A 17,114-nucleotide genomic window follows, 5' to 3' on the forward strand; every position below is an offset into this window, starting at 1 on the left:
GCGAGACGCTGCCGAACTGACAGCACTGGCGATGACAATCGTTATTGCTTTTGGGGCGTTCGCGTGGTCGTTCGCGGCGTTGACCGAGCTGGCTGTCATGGCCGGGATTGACAGCCGTCTAGCGTGGGCGGGCCCGATTTTCGTCGACGGAGCGATTGTCCAGTCGGCTGTGGCGCTGGTTTCGCTCCAGCGCCGGGCCCGTCTGGAGATTGAGATCCCCGTGGCGACGAAGTGGTTCTTCTGGGGTGAGCTGTTCGCCGCCGAGCTGATTTCGGTGGTCGGAAATGGTCTACACGCTGCGGAATCAGGTCAGCGGCTTCTGCCTGCGGCCATCGCGGCGGCCGTTGCCGGTGCCGCCCCGCTGTTCGGTCTGGCCGCCACGCACGGCCTGACGGCGCTGATCGAGGTTCCCCGGACCCCGCCGAGCCCGGTAGACAGCCCCGCGACCGGACTAGACGGCGGCTCGACACCGGTAGACGCCGAGTGGACAGCACTGGACAGCGACCGGACAGCACTGGACGGCGGGTTGACGACCGCACTGGCCGCACTGGACAGCGCCCCGGTGTTGGACCCGCTCGCCGAGCGTGATGCGGAGATCCGGCGCCGCCATGCCGAGGGCGAGTCGTACCGCGAGATCGCTGACGCGGTCGGTCTGTCCAAAGCTCGGGTCGGTCAGATCCTGGCGTCTACCGAGCCGGTGGACACCGGAGCGGAGGTGCTCACGTTCATTCGCTGACCGGTTACTGCGGGGCAGGTGTCGAGCCTGCCCCGCCTACTTCTCACCTCAACCAACACACGAACGAAGGACAGAAACAATGACGAACGCACTGACCGACCTGGACCAGATCAACGCCGAGATCATGAGCGCGGGCGCGACCAACCCGTTCGGAAAGGACATCGAGGCTGGGGCCGGGGTGTCGGGCGAGATCATCGCCGTGATCCGCCGTCACCGCCGCAACGGCAAGGGTCTGCCTCTGTATTGGATCGACCGCAAGCCGATGGTGGCCGAGGCCGGCGACCCGGTGATCGACTCGCAGCTGGTCGTGGAGATCGCGCCCGAGAACTACGTCGACGATCAGGACGAAGGGCTGCGCGTGGTCACCCTGGACCGTGACGTGCAGCGCGCGGTTCGCGCTGGTCTGCGCCGGGCGCGGGTGGCCGGTGTCGCTGTCGGCGGTCGCCTCGAAGGGCTGCTCTACGTCGGCCCGGTCGCCGGTGGCGGCTACGGCCGGATCTATGACCTGGGCGCCTACATCCCGCCCGCCGCGTAACCGCAGCCCAGACGAAAAGCCCCTGACCTACGGGTCGGGGGCTTTTTCGTGTCCGGATTCGGTCGGCAGTCGTGGAACTGTCCTCGGCCTGCTGCTCCCCCGACTGTTCCCCTGGCCCTTCCTCCGAAGGCATTGCTTAGCCCGGCTGTTGGGTCGGTCAAGGGTGGCCCTTGGGCCATCGCCGGAGGCGACGCGCAGCGCCCTTGAGGGGCCCGGCAGTCGGGCGGACAATGTCCAGCCGAGGAAGGGCCGGGTCTCGTGTTTCGGCTGTCGGTTCGAGCGTGGTCGGGTTCTTGGTGCTGCCGCACTCGCTGCGCTCGCTTGCCACGGAGATTCGATCTTGGTGCAGGTCAGTGGTGCGAAAAAGTAGCCAAAGGCTCAGCAAACGCCGAGACAATAAGTGTCAGAAGTTGTGGCTAGTTTCTGGCGGGTCACTACCTACCACCCACCCTCCCTGACCTGCGCATTCGCGCCCAGATTTTCGCTCGATTCCCCCCACCCCCTTCCACATCTCACTTTCACTACGTGAAACGAAAGTGAGATGTGGAAGGGGGTGGGGGGAATCAATCAAAAATCTGAAAAAGAAGTCAGGGAGGGTGGGTGGTAGGTAGTGACAAAGAAAAAAGAAAAAGACATGGGTTGCGTTGGGAGTACATCGGTGGGTTTGGGTGCGTGGTGCGTTGGGAGTCGGTGACGGTGGTGGCGTCGTGTGTGCGTGGCTGCGGTGTAGTGCCGCGGTTGTCGTGGTGGGTGTGGTGGTGTAGCGCGTGTGCGTGGGTGCGTGGTGCGCTGGCTCGTGTGTCAGCGGGAGCTGTGCGGCGCGGGCTGGCGCCGGGTGGCGGGTATCGCGACCGGAGGTCGCGCGGTCCATCGCGGGGGCGTGGTGTCTGTCCCTCTCGGCGCGGCCTGCTCGATGGCTATCACCACGGCAACAAGCATCAAGGGCGCCTTCGGCGTCGGCACGCCGATGGCCCAAGGGCCACCCTTGACGCCCGCCGCCGTGGTGATGTGACGCCATCAGGCCACACCGAGAGGGACAGACACCACACAGGCCGAGCAGCGCTCAGGATCGGGAGATCGCGGCCGTGGCCGCGGAAAGGCATCCGCTCGCCGCGGGGGCAGGCCGCCCAAGAGGGTGGGCAAGGCAAGGACCGATAAGCGGTCTACCGCAGCCACGAGCAGGCGGCCCGAGGTGGCGCCCCCGTCGGGTGTCGTGTCCGTCGGCAACCTTGCGGCACGAGGGCAGCTACCGGTTAGTGATCTTTCGCAGCGCTCCGGAAATGCCTGTGAGCCAGCAACTCTCGCATTCGTTGATGTAACGAAACTGTGTTGTCATCGCTGGTGAATCTGACTCGGAATCGCCACGATTCCGCACGAGCCGTCATGACAGATGGTAAAATTACGTCATGACGAACCGGCTCTTTTCGGTCCCTGCGTTGTCTGTTCGGAACAGGCGCCGACCGCGATTGCTGGATCTGTTCTGTTGTGCTGGTGGTGCAGCGGCGGGGTATCACCGGGCGGGTTTCGACGTGGTCGGTGTCGATATCGAACCGCAGCCGAACTATCCGTTCGAGTTCCACAGGGCCGACGCGCTTGAGTTTCTGGCCAGACATGGAAGCAAATTCGACGCTGTCCACGCCAGTCCGCCGTGTCAGGCGTCGTGCACCCTCACTGCTGGTACCAATCAAGGCCGCGAGTATCCACAGCTGATTCCGAACACCCAGGAAGCCCTGGCCCGACTGAACGTTCCGACCGTGATCGAGAACGTGCAGGGCTCTAAGCTGCGTCGCGATCTCACCCTGTGTGGGGAAATGTTCGGACTCGGGGTGATCCGGCACCGCTACTTCGAATTGGGCGGCTGGTCGATGCCGCAGCCGGCCCACGTCGCGCACCGCGGCAGGGTTGCGGGCTACCGACATGGGGAACGATTCGACGGCCCCTATGTAGCCGTTTACGGGCAGGGAGGTGGCAAAGGCACTGTCCGGCAATGGCAGTCGGCGATGGGCATCGACTGGACCTCCGATCGCGTCGAACTCGCCGAAGCCATCCCACCTGCCTACACCGAATTCCTCGGCCGCCAACTCATCGCCGAGCTTTCCGCCGTCGAGGCGTGTAACGAAACCCGTTGCCAGGCACCAGGATGTGCCGCCCCGATCGTGCAGCCCACAACCGGCAGGCCGCGGCGCTTCTGCTCCGGCTCGTGCCGAGTACGGCACCATCGTGCAGGCCGTGAACACTCGGCTGCGTCATGACGGATGCGAGAATTGGCGCCATGGCTATCGATGAGGGAGGCGTTGCGCGGCGCACAATCCGTGTGCCCGACGAGGAATGGGCCGCGGCGATGGCTGCCGCCAGCCGCAACGGCGAGACGCTATCCGCCGTAATCCGCCGCGCGATCAGCGCCTACGCGATCGGTACGGCCGAAGGGCTCGCTGATTTCGGTACCGAGTACCGACTCACCTCAAAGATCGCGCTCGGTGATGGCCCGGTGGTCATATCGGGCGTGACGGGTGAGATCGACACTGTCCGTCAGTTGTATCCCCCTGCCAAGTGGGACATCGAGGAACGAGACGTCTCTCCCTACCGTGCAAGCATGCGCCGGCGCTGACCGGACCTTCCTGCAGTGCTGGGTGGTTGTCGCACTCGGCGCGAAAAGGGCTACCAATTCGCGGCGAATGATTCGCCACTGTCGAGGCATGAATCAGCTGGTAGGGGCTTGATTGACCTGTATCAGCAGCTACAGCTGATCACCGAGCCGGGCGCGTCGATGGGCATCTCGGGCGCGCTCATCGGCGACTGATGCACCGTAGCGGCTAATCATCTGACGAGATCGCCAGCCTGCCAGCATCATCAGGTCTTGCTCCTGGCCGCCGTTGGCGAGCCAGTTGTGGGCGAAGAAGTGGCGGAGCTGGTGCGGATGGATGTGGTCGATTCCCGCGGCTTGGGCGCGCCGCTCGATCATTTGCTGAATGCCCGAGGCTGTCATCGCACCGGCCTTGCCGAGCCACAGGGCGGGGTTGTCGTTTACCGCGAATGTGTGCTTCGACCGGATACGCAGGTATCTCCGTAGGGCGGTGCGAGTCTTGTCGCCATACGGAAGTGTGCGCGGTCGGCGTCCCTTGCCGAGCACTGTCACGGTGTTCTCGGCAAAGTCGAGTGCATCGATGTCGAGGTTGGCCACCTCGCCGATTCGGGGGCCGGCGTCGACCATAAGCCGAATGATCGCGGTGTCGCGGCGGTCCTCGAAGGTTGTGCCGTCGCAGTCGGCGAGCATCTTGCGCAGTGCGTCCAGGGGAGGAACTGGGATCTTCTTCTCCGGAACGATCGGAGGCGACATCTTCGCGAACGGGTCCACCTCGAGCAGTTCCTCGCGAACGAGGTACTTGCAGAACTGCTGCAGGCTGCGGTACTGGCGGTGCGCATACTCCGGTGTCACGGGTTTTCCTGTGCGCTGATTCAGGCGATTGAGCGTGTGTTCGATGTATCCGCCGAGCCGCTGACGCGTCAGGGATTCGAGTGTCGGCGGCAGGTTCTCGCTGATCAGGTACTTGCGGAAGTATCCGACGTCCCTGGCGTAGAGGTCGATTGTTCCCTTGGCCTTGTTTTGCTGCCGCAGTTCGCTCGTGAAGTCCTCGAGCAGCTCGTCTATGTCGTCGAGGTCCTGGCCCATGAGACCACTCTACCTGCAAAGTTTCTAGCTGTTTGAGCATTGTGGTGAAGTCAGGAATGGCCCCTGACCGGCAATTAATGCAGGTCAGGAGCCATTTGCGCCCCCGGCAGGAATCGAACCTGCGACCTAGAGATTAGAAGGCTCTTGCTCTATCCAACTGAGCTACGGAGGCAGTCGCATCCACCTTGGCCGAAGTCGGCCACGCTGTCCAGCTCGAAAAGTATAGCGACCGACCGGATCGTCGAGCGGGGGCTCGGGTGTGGCGCCCCATCGGGGCGTGGCCGGGCACGTCGAACTACCCTCGTTGTCATGTCGTTATCGCAGGACCCCTCCGCTGGACCCGCCATCGACGGCGGACCCCCGGCGGAGACGGGTCCGGCGGCGTCGTTCGGTGTGCTCAGCGTCGTGGCCGGGTGTATCGCCGCGGTAGTCGCGGCCATAGTGGTCGGGTTGTCGGCGGCGCACGCGCTCAGTTTGCTCGGTATACCCGATCCGGGGGCGTTGACAACATATGGATTGCCCGCGCTGCGTGCGGTGGCCGATCTGGCTGCCGCGGTGACTGTCGGGTCGCTGTTGTTCGCGGCGTTTCTGCTGCCCCCGCGGGACGGCGGTCTGCTCGACGTCGGTGGGTATCGGGCGGTGCGGCGGGCCTCGGACGCCGCGCTGATGTGGGCTGCGAGTGCGGCGTTGCTGGTGCCGTTGACGGTGTCGGATACGACCGGTCAGCCGGTGAGCGCGATCTGGCGACCCGAAGTGCTGTGGCCGGTGATCACGCAGGTCGAGGTGGCGGGTGCCTGGCGGACAACGGTGTTGTTCGCGCTGATCGTGGCAATCGGGTGCCGGTGCGCGCTGCGCTGGGGCTGGACGCCGGTGCTGCTGGTCGGCGCGTTGGTGACCATGATGCCGCTGGCACTGACCGGGCATTCGTCCTCCGGTGGCTCACATGACGTGGCGACCAATTCGCTGATCCTGCACATGGTGTCGGCCTCGGTCTGGGTGGGCGGGCTGGTCGCGGTGCTGGCACACGCGATGCGCGGCGGCGCGAATACCGATGTCGCGGCCCGGCGGTTCTCGGTGGCCGCGACCATCTCGATCGTGGTGATCGGCATAAGCGGCGTGGTCAATGCCTGGGTGCGGGTGCCCGTGTCGGACCTTTTCACCACCACGTACGGCAGGCTGGTACTCGCGAAAGCGGCCGCGCTGTTGGTGCTGGGCGCCATCGGCTACCTGCAGCGACGGGCCTCGCTGCCCGCGCTGGCCGCCGACCCGCGCGACCGCGGTGCGCTCATCCGCTTCGCCGGGGTGGAGATGCTGATCTTCGCGGCGACCATCGGCCTGGCCGTCGGCCTCGGCCGTACGCCCCCACCGCCGCCGACCGCGGTGCCGACACCGGTCGAGGTGGAGCTGGGCTACAACCTCGCGGGCCCGCCCACGGTGAGCCGCCTGCTGTTCGACTGGCGCTTCGATCTGATCTTCGGAACCCTGGCGATCGTGCTCGCCGCGCTCTACCTGCTCGGTGTCCGTCGGCTGCGCAAGCGCGGGGACGCGTGGCCGATCGGGCGCACCATCGCCTGGTGCAGTGGCTGCCTGGTGCTGTTGCTTGCCACGTCGTCGGGCGTCGGGCGCTACGCACCGGCGATGTTCAGCGTGCACATGGGCGCGCATATGGCGTTGTCGATGCTGGCACCGATCCTGCTCGCCCTCGGTGGCGCGGTGACCTTGGCATTGCGCGCGCTCCCGCCCGCCGGGCGCGGCGGGGTGCCGGGCCCGCGCGAGTGGATTCTGGCGGCCGTGCACAACCCGGTCTCACGGTTCCTCACTCAGCCCGTGGTGGCGTCGCTGATCTTCGTCGCCGGCTTCTACGCGCTGTATCTCGGCGGCATCTTCGACACCTATGTCGACTCGCACGCCGCCCACCTGATGATGAACACGCACTTCCTGCTCAGCGGCTACCTGTTCTACTGGGTGGTGATCGGCATCGATCCCAAGCCGCGTGAGGTGGCGCCGCTGACCAAGCTCGCGATGGTGTTCGGCACGCTGCCGTTCCACGCGTTCTTCGGCATCGCGCTGATGAGCATGACGACCGTGCTCGGTGACTGGTTCTATCGCACCCTCGACCTCGGCTGGAACATCGACCTGCTCGCCGATCAGCGCAACGGCGGCAGTTTCGCCTGGGCCAGCGGCGAGGTTCCGCTGGTAGTGGTGATGCTCGCCCTGCTGATCCAGTGGTCACGCAGCGATACCAAGCTGGCCAAGCGCACTGACCGGGCCGCCGATCGCGACAACGACGCCGACCTGACCGCCTACAACGCGATGTACGCCGAGCTGGCTCGTCGTGACGGCGAGGTCCGCCGGTGAGCCGATTCGGTGTGCCGTCGAACGATTCGACCGAGCGTGCCGAACCGGAGCGGGTGCTGCGCACCGATGTGCGGGCGGCGCGGCGACGGCTGGCCGGGCGGGTGCGAAAGACGCCGGTGTTCCATACAAGTGTGGACGGGCCGGACGGACCGGTGCCGGTATCGCTGAAGATGGAATTCCTGCAGCACGGCGGCACATTCACGGTGCGTGGCGCCCTCAACGCCCTGCTCACCACCGACAGCGGGGCCGGCCATGTGGTTGTCGCCTCGGCGGGCAATGCGGGCATCGCGGTCGCGTTGGCCGCCGCGCAGCTCGGCAAGGAATGCACGGTCGTCGTGCCCGAATCCGCGCCGCACACCAAGGTTGCCGCGATGTGGGCGCACGGTGCCGAAGTGCTGTGGCACGGAACGAGTTACGCCGAGGCGCAACGTCGGGCCCGCACCCTGGCCGCCGAGCGCGGGGCCGACCATCTGCACGCCTACGACATGCCTGCCGTGGTGGCGGGCGCGGGTGTCATCGGGCTCGAGCTGGAAGAGCAGGTGCGCGGCAGGCCACCGGTGCTGGCCGCGGTCGGTGGTGGTGGGCTGATCGCGGGCCTCGGCGCGGCGCTGGGCAAGCGCAGGGAGATCGTCGGTATCGAATCCGAGCACATCCCGGTTCTCTCCTCGGCGCTCGCGGCGGGCAAGCCGGTCGATATCGATGCGCCGTCGCGCGCGACCGAGCTGCTGTGCGCGACTCGACTGGGCGATATCGCGTTCGATATCGCCCAGCGGCACCAGATGCCCGCGCTCGCGGTCGCCGACGACGCGGTCGCCGCCGCTCGGGAATACCTCTGGCGTGAGTTCCGCGTGGTGGTCGAGCTCGAAGGTGCCGCCGCGCTGGCCGCCGTGCAGAGCGGTGTGTACACGCCCGAGCCCGGCGTACGCCCGATTGTGGTGCTGTGCGGGGCGAACACCGAGCTCCCCGTGCTCTGACACGGTAGATATCCACAACCGCCCGATTCATCCACAGATTCACTCGGCATCGCCCGTACCGCCGTGTGCCAGGTCATCCTTGGGTGGTCAGAGCAACAACGGTGGATTCGAGCGGGGGGCGAACTTCGATGTACGAGGCACACACGACGGTGGTCGGGACCGTCATCACCCATCCGGTGCGGCGCGATCTCAGCAACGGCGAGCAGATGCTGACATTCCGGATGGCGAGCAATTCACGCCGATTCGACGCCAAAACGGGGGACTGGACCGACAACGGGACGTTGTATCTGACGGTCTCGTGCTGGCGCAGGCTGGTGGCCGGGGTGGATCGATCGTTGCATCGTGGCGATCCGGTGATCGCCTACGGGCAACTCCGCTCGCATGAGTACCGCGGCAAGGACGGCACCGAGCGGCGGGATCTGGAGATGCGTGCCGCCGCGGTCGGGCCCGATCTGGCGCGATGCCACGCGAGCGTTATTCGCCGGTCCGAGGGCATGCGATCGCTGCCGCATGCGGCGGTGCGGAATATTTCCGACCCCCGCGGCGCTGCGCTACCGAAGGTCGACGACGCTGCCACCGGGTATGCGTCGACCGAACCTGTTGCCGTAGCCTGTACGACCGTGGCGGATCCTCTCGCCGCGCGATCGCCGGACGTGGTGTCGAGCACCAACGGCGCCGAGCAGGTCGACGCATGAGGGTCGTTTCCGCGGCACTCGACCCTTCCGCATCCCGTTCCCGTTTCTCCCACCGATAGGCTTCCGCGTATGGCTGAGTTCATTTATCAGATGATCAAGGTTCGCAAAGCGCACGGCGACAAAGTCATCCTCGACGACGTGTACTTGAACTTCCTTCCCGGCGCCAAGATCGGTGTGGTGGGTCCCAACGGCGCGGGTAAATCCAGCGTGCTGAAGATCATGGCGGGACTGGACCGGCCGAACAACGGTGAGGCGTTCCTCGGCGCGGGCGCCACGGTCGGCATCCTCATGCAGGAACCGGACCTGAATGAGGAGAAGACCGTCCGCGGCAACGTGGAGGAGGGTCTCGGCGAGGTCAAGGTCAAGCTGGACCGGTTCAACGAGATCGCTGAACTGATGGCCACCGACTACTCCGATGAGCTCATGGACGAGATGGGCAAGCTGCAGGAGTTCCTCGACCACGCCGACGCGTGGGATGTCGACTCCCAGCTCGAGCAGGCCATGGACGCGCTGCGCTGCCCGCCGCCGGACGAGCCGGTCACCAACCTCTCCGGTGGTGAGCGTCGCCGCGTCGCACTGTGCAAGTTGCTGCTGAGCAAGCCCGATCTGCTGCTGCTCGACGAACCGACCAACCACCTCGACGCCGAGAGTGTGCTCTGGCTCGAGAAGCACCTCGCCGACTACCCGGGCGCCGTGCTGGCCGTCACCCACGACCGGTACTTCCTCGACAACGTCGCCGAGTGGATCCTCGAGCTCGACCGTGGCCGCGCCATCGGCTACGAGGGCAACTACTCCACCTACCTGGAGAAGAAGGCGCAGCGACTCGAGGTCCAGGGCAAGAAGGACCAGAAGCTGCAGAAGCGCCTCAAGGACGAACTGGCCTGGGTGCGGTCCGGAGCCAAGGCCCGCCAGGCCAAGAACAAGGCTCGACTGGGTCGCTACGAGGAGATGGCGGCCGAGGCCGAGCAGCACCGCAAGCTGGACTTCGAGGAGATTCAGATCCCCGCGGGTCCGCGACTGGGCGACATCGTGGTCAACGTGTCGAACCTGGACAAGGGCTTCGGCGATCGTCAGCTCATCAAGGATCTGTCGTTCACGCTGCCGCGCAACGGTATCGTCGGCGTCATCGGCCCCAACGGTGTCGGTAAGACCACGCTGTTCAAGACCATTGTCGGTCTCGAATCGCCCGACAGCGGTGAGGTGAAGGTCGGCGAGACGGTCAAGCTGAGCTATGTCGACCAGAACCGCGGAGGCATCGACCCGAAGAAGAACGTCTGGCAGGTCGTCTCCGAAGGCCTGGACTTCATCCAGGTCGGCAACCAGGAGATGCCCTCGCGCGCCTACGTCAGCGCGTTCGGCTTCAAGGGACCGGATCAGCAGAAGCCGGCCGGTGTGCTCTCCGGTGGTGAGCGCAACCGCCTGAACTTGGCGTTGACTCTCAAGGAGGGCGGCAACCTGATCCTGCTCGACGAACCGACCAACGACCTCGACGTCGAAACCCTCGGTTCGCTCGAGAACGCGCTCGACCAGTTCCCCGGCTGCGCCGTCGTGATCTCCCACGACCGGTGGTTCCTCGATCGCACCTGCACCCACATCCTGGCGTGGGAGGGCGACAACGACAACGACGCCAAGTGGTACTGGTTCGAGGGCAACTTCGAAGCGTACGAGGCGAACAAGATCGAGCGCATGGGCGCCGAAGCTGCTCGCCCGCACCGTGTTACGCACCGCAAGCTGACGCGCGACTGATACGCGCGGCCCGCATGACGGCCCGGTGGAACGATCTGTGAACGGTCGCTCTGCCGGGCCGTCGGCGTTGTGTCGACCGGTGCCCCCTGGCGTTCATCCAGCATTCCGCAAGTTACCGGCGCGGCAAGCCCGAATTCCCTGAGCGCGTTCGAGAACCCAGAGCTAGTCTCGAAAATGCGTCACCTGCGTTGCGAAATCGAAGCGAACCACAATCCATGGGAGTGGGCTAAACGATGACGGTCTCGTCGGAAATCTCCAGCGCGGCGTGGGCCGCGGGAATGCCGCAAAGCTTGCGCGGCGATCTCGCGACACTCGAGGAGGCGTATTTCCGACACGTCGATGCCGGTGACGTGGACTTCCCGATCCCGGGAATCACCCAGATCTTCCGGCACCACATGGAATTGGCCGCCGTTCGTCGCCCCGGTAAGGCCACGGTGCGGGTGCACCACCCCGACGACGGGACCGGGATGGGCGCGGCGGTGCAGGTCGTCACCGACGACATGCCGCTGCTGGTGGAATCGATCACCGCGGCGCTGGGCCGGATGCAGGTGAGTGTCTCCGAGCTGATCCACCCGATCTTCGAGGTCACCCGCGACGAGAACGGCCACCTCACCGGCGCCGCGGCGCACGAGGTGGACGGCCACGGCGCGACCGGGCTGGCCGAATCGTGGATGCACCTGCAGTTGCACCCATCGACGAGCCGGGCCCAGCTCGATCACATCGAACGCACCATCCCCGAGGTGATCGACGACGTCCGCCAGGTGATCGACGACACCGAGGCCATGGCCACGGTGCAGAGCTCGCTCGCCGATGAGCTCGACCGCGCCGCCGCCGCGGGCTCCACACCGTTCCCCGGCGTCGATGTGGCCGATTGCGCGCAGTTGCTGCGCTGGCTGGCCGCGGGCAACTTCACCCTGCTCGGTTATGCCCGCTACCAGCGTGGCGTAGAAAACGGCCACACGGTGTCCACAGCGGTGCCCGGCGCGAGCCTGGGTGTACTTCGCCCCGATGTCGGTACCGATTTTCAGGTGCCCATCAACGGTGAAGACCGCCCGCTGCTGCTGCTCACCCAGGGCCTGGTGCGCGCGACCGTGCACCGCTCGGTGTACCCGTACTTCGTCGGCGTCGCCGATGTCGACGAGGCGGGCACGGAGGTAGGGGTGCACCTGTTCATCGGGGTGTTCACCGTGAGCGCGGTGCACGAGAACGTTCTCGATATCCCGGTGATCAATCGCCGGGTGCGCACCGCGATCGAGGGCGCCGGGTTCGACAAGGATTCCTTCTCCGGGCAGGCGATGCTCGAGGTGATCGAGTCCTTCCCGCGCACCGAACTGTTCTCCGCCGACACCGAGACCATGCGCCGCACCGCCGTCGCGGTGCTCGGCGTCGGATTGCGCAGGCAGGTCCGGCTTTTCCTGCGCAGCGACGACTACGGCCGCTTCGTGGCCTGCATGGTGTATCTGCCGCGCGATCGCTACACCACCGCGGTGCGCCTGGAGATGCAGGAGATCCTGGTCGCCGAACTCGGCGGCGTCGATATCGACTATTCGGCGCGGGTGAGCGAAAGTGAGCTCGCCAGTGTGTATTTCACGGTGATGCGGTCCGGCGAGGCCACCGGCGAGGCTGCCCCCGACACCTCCGAGGACAACCGGCTGCGGCTGCAGAGCCTGCTCAACGCCGCCAGCCACACCTGGGACGACCGGATCGGTGACGCGGTCGCGTCCTCCACGGTGCTCGATCCCGCTGTGGTGAAACGGTATTCGGATGCGCTGCCCGAGGGCTACAAGGAGGACTTCGCGCCGGCTCGCGCGCTGGCCGACATCGTGCGCCTCGAGCAACTCGCCGAGGGTGGTATCGACCAGCACCTGTACCGCAGGCCCGAAGCGGCGCCCGGCTCGTGGCGGTTCAGCCTCTACATCGCCGGCTCCGGTGTATCGCTGAGCCAGGTGCTCCCCGTGCTGCAGAGCCTGGGCGTCGAGGTGCTCGACGAACGGCCCTACCAGCTCGAACACGAGGGCGGCACCGAGCGCTGGATCTATGATTTCGGCCTGCAGGCTCGTCCCGAACTGCTGCGCAACGCACTCGGCGGCGATCTGGACGCCGCGCTGCTCGAAGCGCGTGGCGACCTCGACGCGTTGCGTACCCGGTTCACCGATGCCTTCGAAGCGGTCTGGTACGACCGAGCCGAAGCCGACGGCCTCAACGAACTCGTGCTGCGTGCGGGTCTGCCATGGCGGTCGGTCGCGATCCTGCGCGCGTACGCGAAGTACTTGCAACAGGCCGGATTCCCGTACTCCCAGATCAATATCGCCCGCGTGCTGCTGGCTCATCCTGAGGTCGCGCGCGATTTCGTCGATCTGTTCGCCGCCCGATTCGATCCGGCCACCGTCTCCGCCGAGGCCGCCGTCGAGCTCGAAGCGCGGGTGCGGGCCGGGATCGACGAGGTGGTCAGCATGGATGCCGACCGCATCCTGCGCGCCATGCTCGGCCTGATCAAGGCCACGCTGCGAACCAACAACTACGTGCTCGACGCCGAAGGCCGCCCGCGCGACTACCTGGCACTGAAGGTGGAGCCCCGTGAGATCGCCGAATTGCCCAAGCCGCGACCGCAATTCGAGATCTTCGTGTACTCGCCGCGCGTCGAGGGCGTGCACCTGCGGTTCGGTTCGGTAGCGCGTGGCGGTCTGCGCTGGTCGGACCGGCTCGAAGACTTCCGCACCGAGATCCTGGGGCTGGTCAAGGCGCAGGCGGTGAAGAACGCGGTGATCGTGCCGGTCGGAGCCAAGGGCGGTTTCGTGGTGAAGCGCCCGCCCGCCCCGATCGGTGACGCGGCCGTCGACCGCCAGGCGAGCATCGCCGAGGGCGTCGCCTGCTACCGCACCTTCATCTCCGGGCTGCTCGACGTCACCGACAATGTCGACCTGGCCACCGGTGCGGTGCTGCCGCCCGATCGGGTCGTGCGCCGCGATGGTGACGACACCTACCTGGTGGTCGCCGCCGACAAGGGCACCGCCAGCTTCTCCGATATCGCCAACGACGTGGCCATGCGCTACGGCTTCTGGCTCGGCGACGCGTTCGCCTCCGGTGGTTCGGCGGGCTACGACCACAAGGCGATGGGCATCACCGCCAAGGGTGCGTGGGAAGCGGTCAAACGCCATTTCCGTGAGATGGACATCGACACCCAGAGCCAGGAATTCACCGTCGTCGGCGTCGGCGATATGAGCGGTGACGTCTTCGGCAACGGCATGCTGCTCTCGCCGCACATCCGGCTGGTCGCCGCGTTCGACCATCGGCACATCTTCCTGGACCCGAGCCCGGACGCCGCGAGTTCGTTCGCCGAACGTGAGCGGTTGTTCGCGCTGCCGCGATCCTCGTGGGCCGACTACGACCGGAGCCTGATCAGCGAGGGTGGCGGCGTGTTCGAGCGGACCGTGAAGTCGGTGCCGATCTCGCCGCAGGCACGAACCGCGCTCGGCCTGCCCGACTCGGTGCAGGCTCTCTCGCCGCCGGAGCTGGTGCGCGCGATCCTGCTCGCGCCGGTGCAATTGCTGTGGAACGGCGGCATCGGCACCTATGTGAAGGCGAGCACCGAAGCCAATGCCGAGGTGGGCGACAAGTCCAACGACGCGGTGCGAGTCGACGGAAATCAGCTGCGGGTCAAGGTGATCGGTGAGGGCGGCAACCTCGGTGCCACCGCGCTCGGCCGGATCGAGTTCTGCCGCGCCGGCGGCAAGATGAACACCGATGCCCTGGACAACTCGGCGGGCGTCGACTGCTCCGACCACGAGGTCAATATCAAGGTCTTGCTCGACGGCGTGGTCAGTGCCGGTGGCCTCGCCACCGCCGACCGCAATCCGCTGCTGGCCTCCATGACCGACGAAGTTGCCCGAATGGTGTTGCAGGACAACGTCGATCAGAACGCGTTGATCGGCATCGCACGCACCGACGCGCCCCAGATGCTGAACGTGCACGGCCGCGTCATCGCCGATCTCGAACAGCGACGCGGCCTCGACCGGGAGCTCGAAGCGCTGCCGTCGACTGCCGAACTGGCTCGCCGCGGCGAGGAGCGCGCCGGGCTCGCCTCGCCCGAGCTCGCCAACCTGCTCGCCCACGTGAAGCTCGGACTCAAGTCCGACCTGCTCGATACCGACATGCCCGATAGTGCCCATTTCGCGAGCAAACTGCCGCTCTACTTCCCGACACCACTGCGCGAACAGTTCGGTGCGGCGATCAAGAAGCACCGACTGCGCCGCGAGATCATCACCACGATGATCGTCAACGAGGTCGTCGACTACGGCGGCATCACCTACGCCCATCGGCTCAATGAAGAGGTCGGCGCCACCACCTCCGACTCCGTCCGCGCGTTCGCGGCGGCCACCGAGATCTTCCAGCTGCACGACGTGTGGTCGCGCATCCGCAGCGCCGATGCTCCGGCCGGGGTCTGTGACCTGCTGGAACTGGAATCCAAGCGGACGCTGGACCGTGCATCGCGCTGGCTGCTGACCAACCGGCCGCAGCCGATCGCGGTCGGCGCCGAGATCAACCGGTATCACCGCCGGGTGCAGGCGCTGGCGCCGCAGGTGCCGGGCTGGTTGCGCGGGCATCACGTCACCTCGCTCACCCAGGGCGCCGCCGAGCTGATCGCCCGCGGCGCACCGACCGACCTGGCCACGGAGGTGTTCGGGCTGCTCGGGCTGTTCCCGCTGCTCGACATCGTCGACATCGCCGATATCACCGATCGCGACGGTGCCGAGGTGGGCGCCCTGTACTACGCGCTCAATGAGCATCTCAAGATCGACTGGCTGCTCGAGGCGGTGAGCCACCTCGAACGCGGCGACCGCTGGCACGCGCTGGCCCGCCTCGCCCTGCGCGACGACATGTACGGTTCGTTGCGCTCGCTCACCCTCGATGTGCTGTCCGCGGGTGACCCGGAGGAAACCTCCGACGAGAAAATTGCATACTGGGAGTCGAAGAACCAGTCCCGGCTGGGCCGTGCGCGCGCGGCACTGTCGGAATTGTTCGAGTCCGGGACCCACGACCTCGCCACACTGTCGGTTGCCGCGCGACAGGTGCGGAGCATGGTGAGCGGGGTGGGCGCCCAATCGGAGGTACCACGGTGACGAGTTCGCCGAACGGCAACACCGCCACGCCCACACCGGATCTGGTGTTGCCGCAGCGTTTTCACGCGAAGGTCGAGATCCGCTGGTCGGATATGGATGTGTTCCAGCACGTCAACCACGCACGGATGGTGACACTGCTGGAAGAGGCGCGGATTCCGTGGCTGTTCGACGACGACAAGCCGACGGCGTCGATGGGGCGGCAGGGTTGTGTGCTCGTCGACCTGCATGTGAAGTACCGCGGGCAGTTGCGTCACGAGGACACCCCGCTGGACATCGCGATGTGGGTCAAGCAATTGCGCGCGGTCGATTTCACCATCGGCTACGAGGTTCGTGCCAGCGGTGCGGCCCCCGATTCGCCGCCCGCGGTGATGGCGACCACCCAGCTCGCCGCGTTCGACATCGACACCCAGCGGCTACGCAGGCTCAGCGAGTCCGAACGCGACTACCTGGCACTGTGGCGGGTCTGATTTCGTGAGCTCCGAACAGCGGGTGCTCCACACGCCCGACCCGGCCGAACGCGAGAACCTGGCCACCTTCCTCACCCGCGCCATCCGTCTCGACCCGGCCGCTGTCGTCCGGCTACGGCGGCGCGGATCCAGCCTCGTATCAGCTTGGGTGGCAACGGGTTTCGAGACTCTCGCGGTGCGCACGATCACCGCTGAGCTGGGCGTCGACGATGTCACCGTCGGTGCGGACGCGGTCCTCGCGGGGCTGGGTACCGGCCATCCGATCGACCTCGGCTACTCGATGGACTCCGCCTGGCGCGGCGCCCTCCCGCCCACCGACGGCTTCACGCACGTCGACGACGTCCCCGCGCGCACCCTGGTCGAGCTGGCCGAACGCGGCGCGGAGGTGGCCCGCGAACACGGCGGTCCCAAAGGTCCGCCCGCCTCTCTGCTCGACCAGTCGGTTCTCACCGTCACCGGGCCCGGCGAAATCGAGGTCCAGGTACCGATGCGGGTCGTCTTCGCACTCACCGCGATGGATTTCATCCCGCATGCGGGGGAGAAGACCGAGTCACGGCGGATCCAGCCTTCGGAACTTGTTCGCGTGCGTGCTACCCGCACCTGGTTGCGGCTGGATGCTCGGTACGGGTCTGTTGCACGGCGATTGGGTGGTGGGATTCCCTTGTCGCCCAGTTGAGTTGGGTGGTTTAGGGATGTCCGGGATTTGGTAGTCCCAGGCAGGTTTGACGCTGTGTTTATTGGCGCGCTGGCGCGCGCGTGTCCGCGGCCCTGAGGGGCCGCCGGTTAGCGCTCGAGACTAGAGCCTTCGGCTCA

General features: G+C 66.3%; 13 protein-coding genes and 1 tRNA gene. 12 read left to right on the forward strand and 2 right to left on the reverse strand.

From position 1 onward, the window contains the following. Nucleotides 1-31: 31 nt before the first annotated feature. The 5 genes from ACFWO8_RS25260 (at nt 32) to ACFWO8_RS25280 (ending at nt 3,879) form a co-directional block, all read left to right on the forward strand. Nucleotides 32-736 carry a DUF2637 domain-containing protein gene (locus ACFWO8_RS25260; protein ID WP_378963559.1) on the forward strand — a complete coding sequence of 235 codons (705 nt, stop codon included), beginning with the start codon at nt 32-34 and terminating at the stop codon, nt 734-736. Nucleotides 737-815: 79 nt separating this feature from the next. Continuing rightward, entirely contained in the window at nt 816-1,271 is a 456-nt protein-coding gene (locus ACFWO8_RS25265) for a hypothetical protein (protein WP_378963534.1), read from the forward strand. Between the two features lie 880 nt (nt 1,272-2,151). Next, nucleotides 2,152-2,283, forward strand: coding sequence for a hypothetical protein (locus tag ACFWO8_RS25270; RefSeq protein ID WP_378963535.1), 132 nt, complete (start codon nt 2,152-2,154; stop codon nt 2,281-2,283). A 742-nt stretch (nt 2,284-3,025) separates the two neighbouring features. Next, complete coding sequence (locus tag ACFWO8_RS25275; RefSeq protein WP_378963536.1) at nt 3,026-3,523, forward strand: hypothetical protein; 498 nt, start codon at nt 3,026-3,028, stop codon at nt 3,521-3,523. A 20-nt stretch (nt 3,524-3,543) separates the two neighbouring features. After that, on the forward strand, nt 3,544-3,879 hold the full coding sequence (locus ACFWO8_RS25280; RefSeq protein WP_378963537.1) for a hypothetical protein: 336 nt from the start codon (nt 3,544-3,546) through the stop codon (nt 3,877-3,879). A 129-nt stretch (nt 3,880-4,008) separates the two neighbouring features. Here ACFWO8_RS25280 and ACFWO8_RS25285 read toward each other — a convergent pair whose 3' ends face one another. Then, entirely contained in the window at nt 4,009-4,941 is a 933-nt protein-coding gene (locus tag ACFWO8_RS25285) for a tyrosine-type recombinase/integrase (RefSeq protein ID WP_378963538.1), read from the reverse strand. 98 nt (nt 4,942-5,039) lie between these two features. Beyond that, nucleotides 5,040-5,113 (reverse strand) — tRNA-Arg (locus ACFWO8_RS25290). 137 nt (nt 5,114-5,250) lie between these two features. On the opposite strand from ACFWO8_RS25290, the gene ACFWO8_RS25295 reads away from it, so the two are divergent. From ACFWO8_RS25295 to ACFWO8_RS25325, 7 genes are all read left to right on the forward strand, one after another. Beyond that, nucleotides 5,251-7,299: a cytochrome c oxidase assembly protein gene (locus ACFWO8_RS25295; protein WP_378963539.1), complete on the forward strand. Its 2,049-nt coding sequence runs from the start codon at nt 5,251-5,253 to the stop codon at nt 7,297-7,299. Then, nucleotides 7,296-8,273: a serine/threonine dehydratase gene (locus ACFWO8_RS25300; RefSeq protein WP_378963540.1), complete on the forward strand. Its 978-nt coding sequence runs from the start codon at nt 7,296-7,298 to the stop codon at nt 8,271-8,273. Before ACFWO8_RS25295 ends, ACFWO8_RS25300 begins: the two co-directional genes overlap by 4 nt. A gap of 128 nt (nt 8,274-8,401) precedes the next feature. Continuing rightward, a complete protein-coding gene (locus ACFWO8_RS25305; protein ID WP_378963541.1) occupies nt 8,402-8,968 on the forward strand; it encodes a single-stranded DNA-binding protein in 567 nt (188 codons plus the stop codon). 69 nt (nt 8,969-9,037) lie between these two features. Then, complete coding sequence (gene ettA, locus ACFWO8_RS25310) at nt 9,038-10,714, forward strand: energy-dependent translational throttle protein EttA (RefSeq protein ID WP_378963543.1); 1,677 nt, start codon at nt 9,038-9,040, stop codon at nt 10,712-10,714. Between the two features lie 233 nt (nt 10,715-10,947). After that, nucleotides 10,948-15,834: an NAD-glutamate dehydrogenase gene (locus ACFWO8_RS25315; protein ID WP_378963544.1), complete on the forward strand. Its 4,887-nt coding sequence runs from the start codon at nt 10,948-10,950 to the stop codon at nt 15,832-15,834. Beyond that, nucleotides 15,831-16,301 (forward strand): acyl-CoA thioesterase, encoded by a 471-nt coding sequence (locus ACFWO8_RS25320; protein WP_378963546.1) that lies wholly within the window; start codon nt 15,831-15,833, stop codon nt 16,299-16,301. Before ACFWO8_RS25315 ends, ACFWO8_RS25320 begins: the two co-directional genes overlap by 4 nt. 4 nt (nt 16,302-16,305) lie before the next feature. Further along, the gene (locus tag ACFWO8_RS25325) at nt 16,306-16,977 is read left to right on the forward strand and encodes a hypothetical protein (RefSeq protein ID WP_378963548.1); all 672 of its coding nucleotides are present in this window, start codon (nt 16,306-16,308) and stop codon (nt 16,975-16,977) included. The last annotated feature ends 137 nt before the right edge of the window (nt 16,978-17,114 follow it).

Origin of the sequence: Nocardia sp. NPDC058480 (assembly GCF_042720495.1) — a bacterium.
Lineage (GTDB): Bacteria > Actinomycetota > Actinomycetes > Mycobacteriales > Mycobacteriaceae > Nocardia.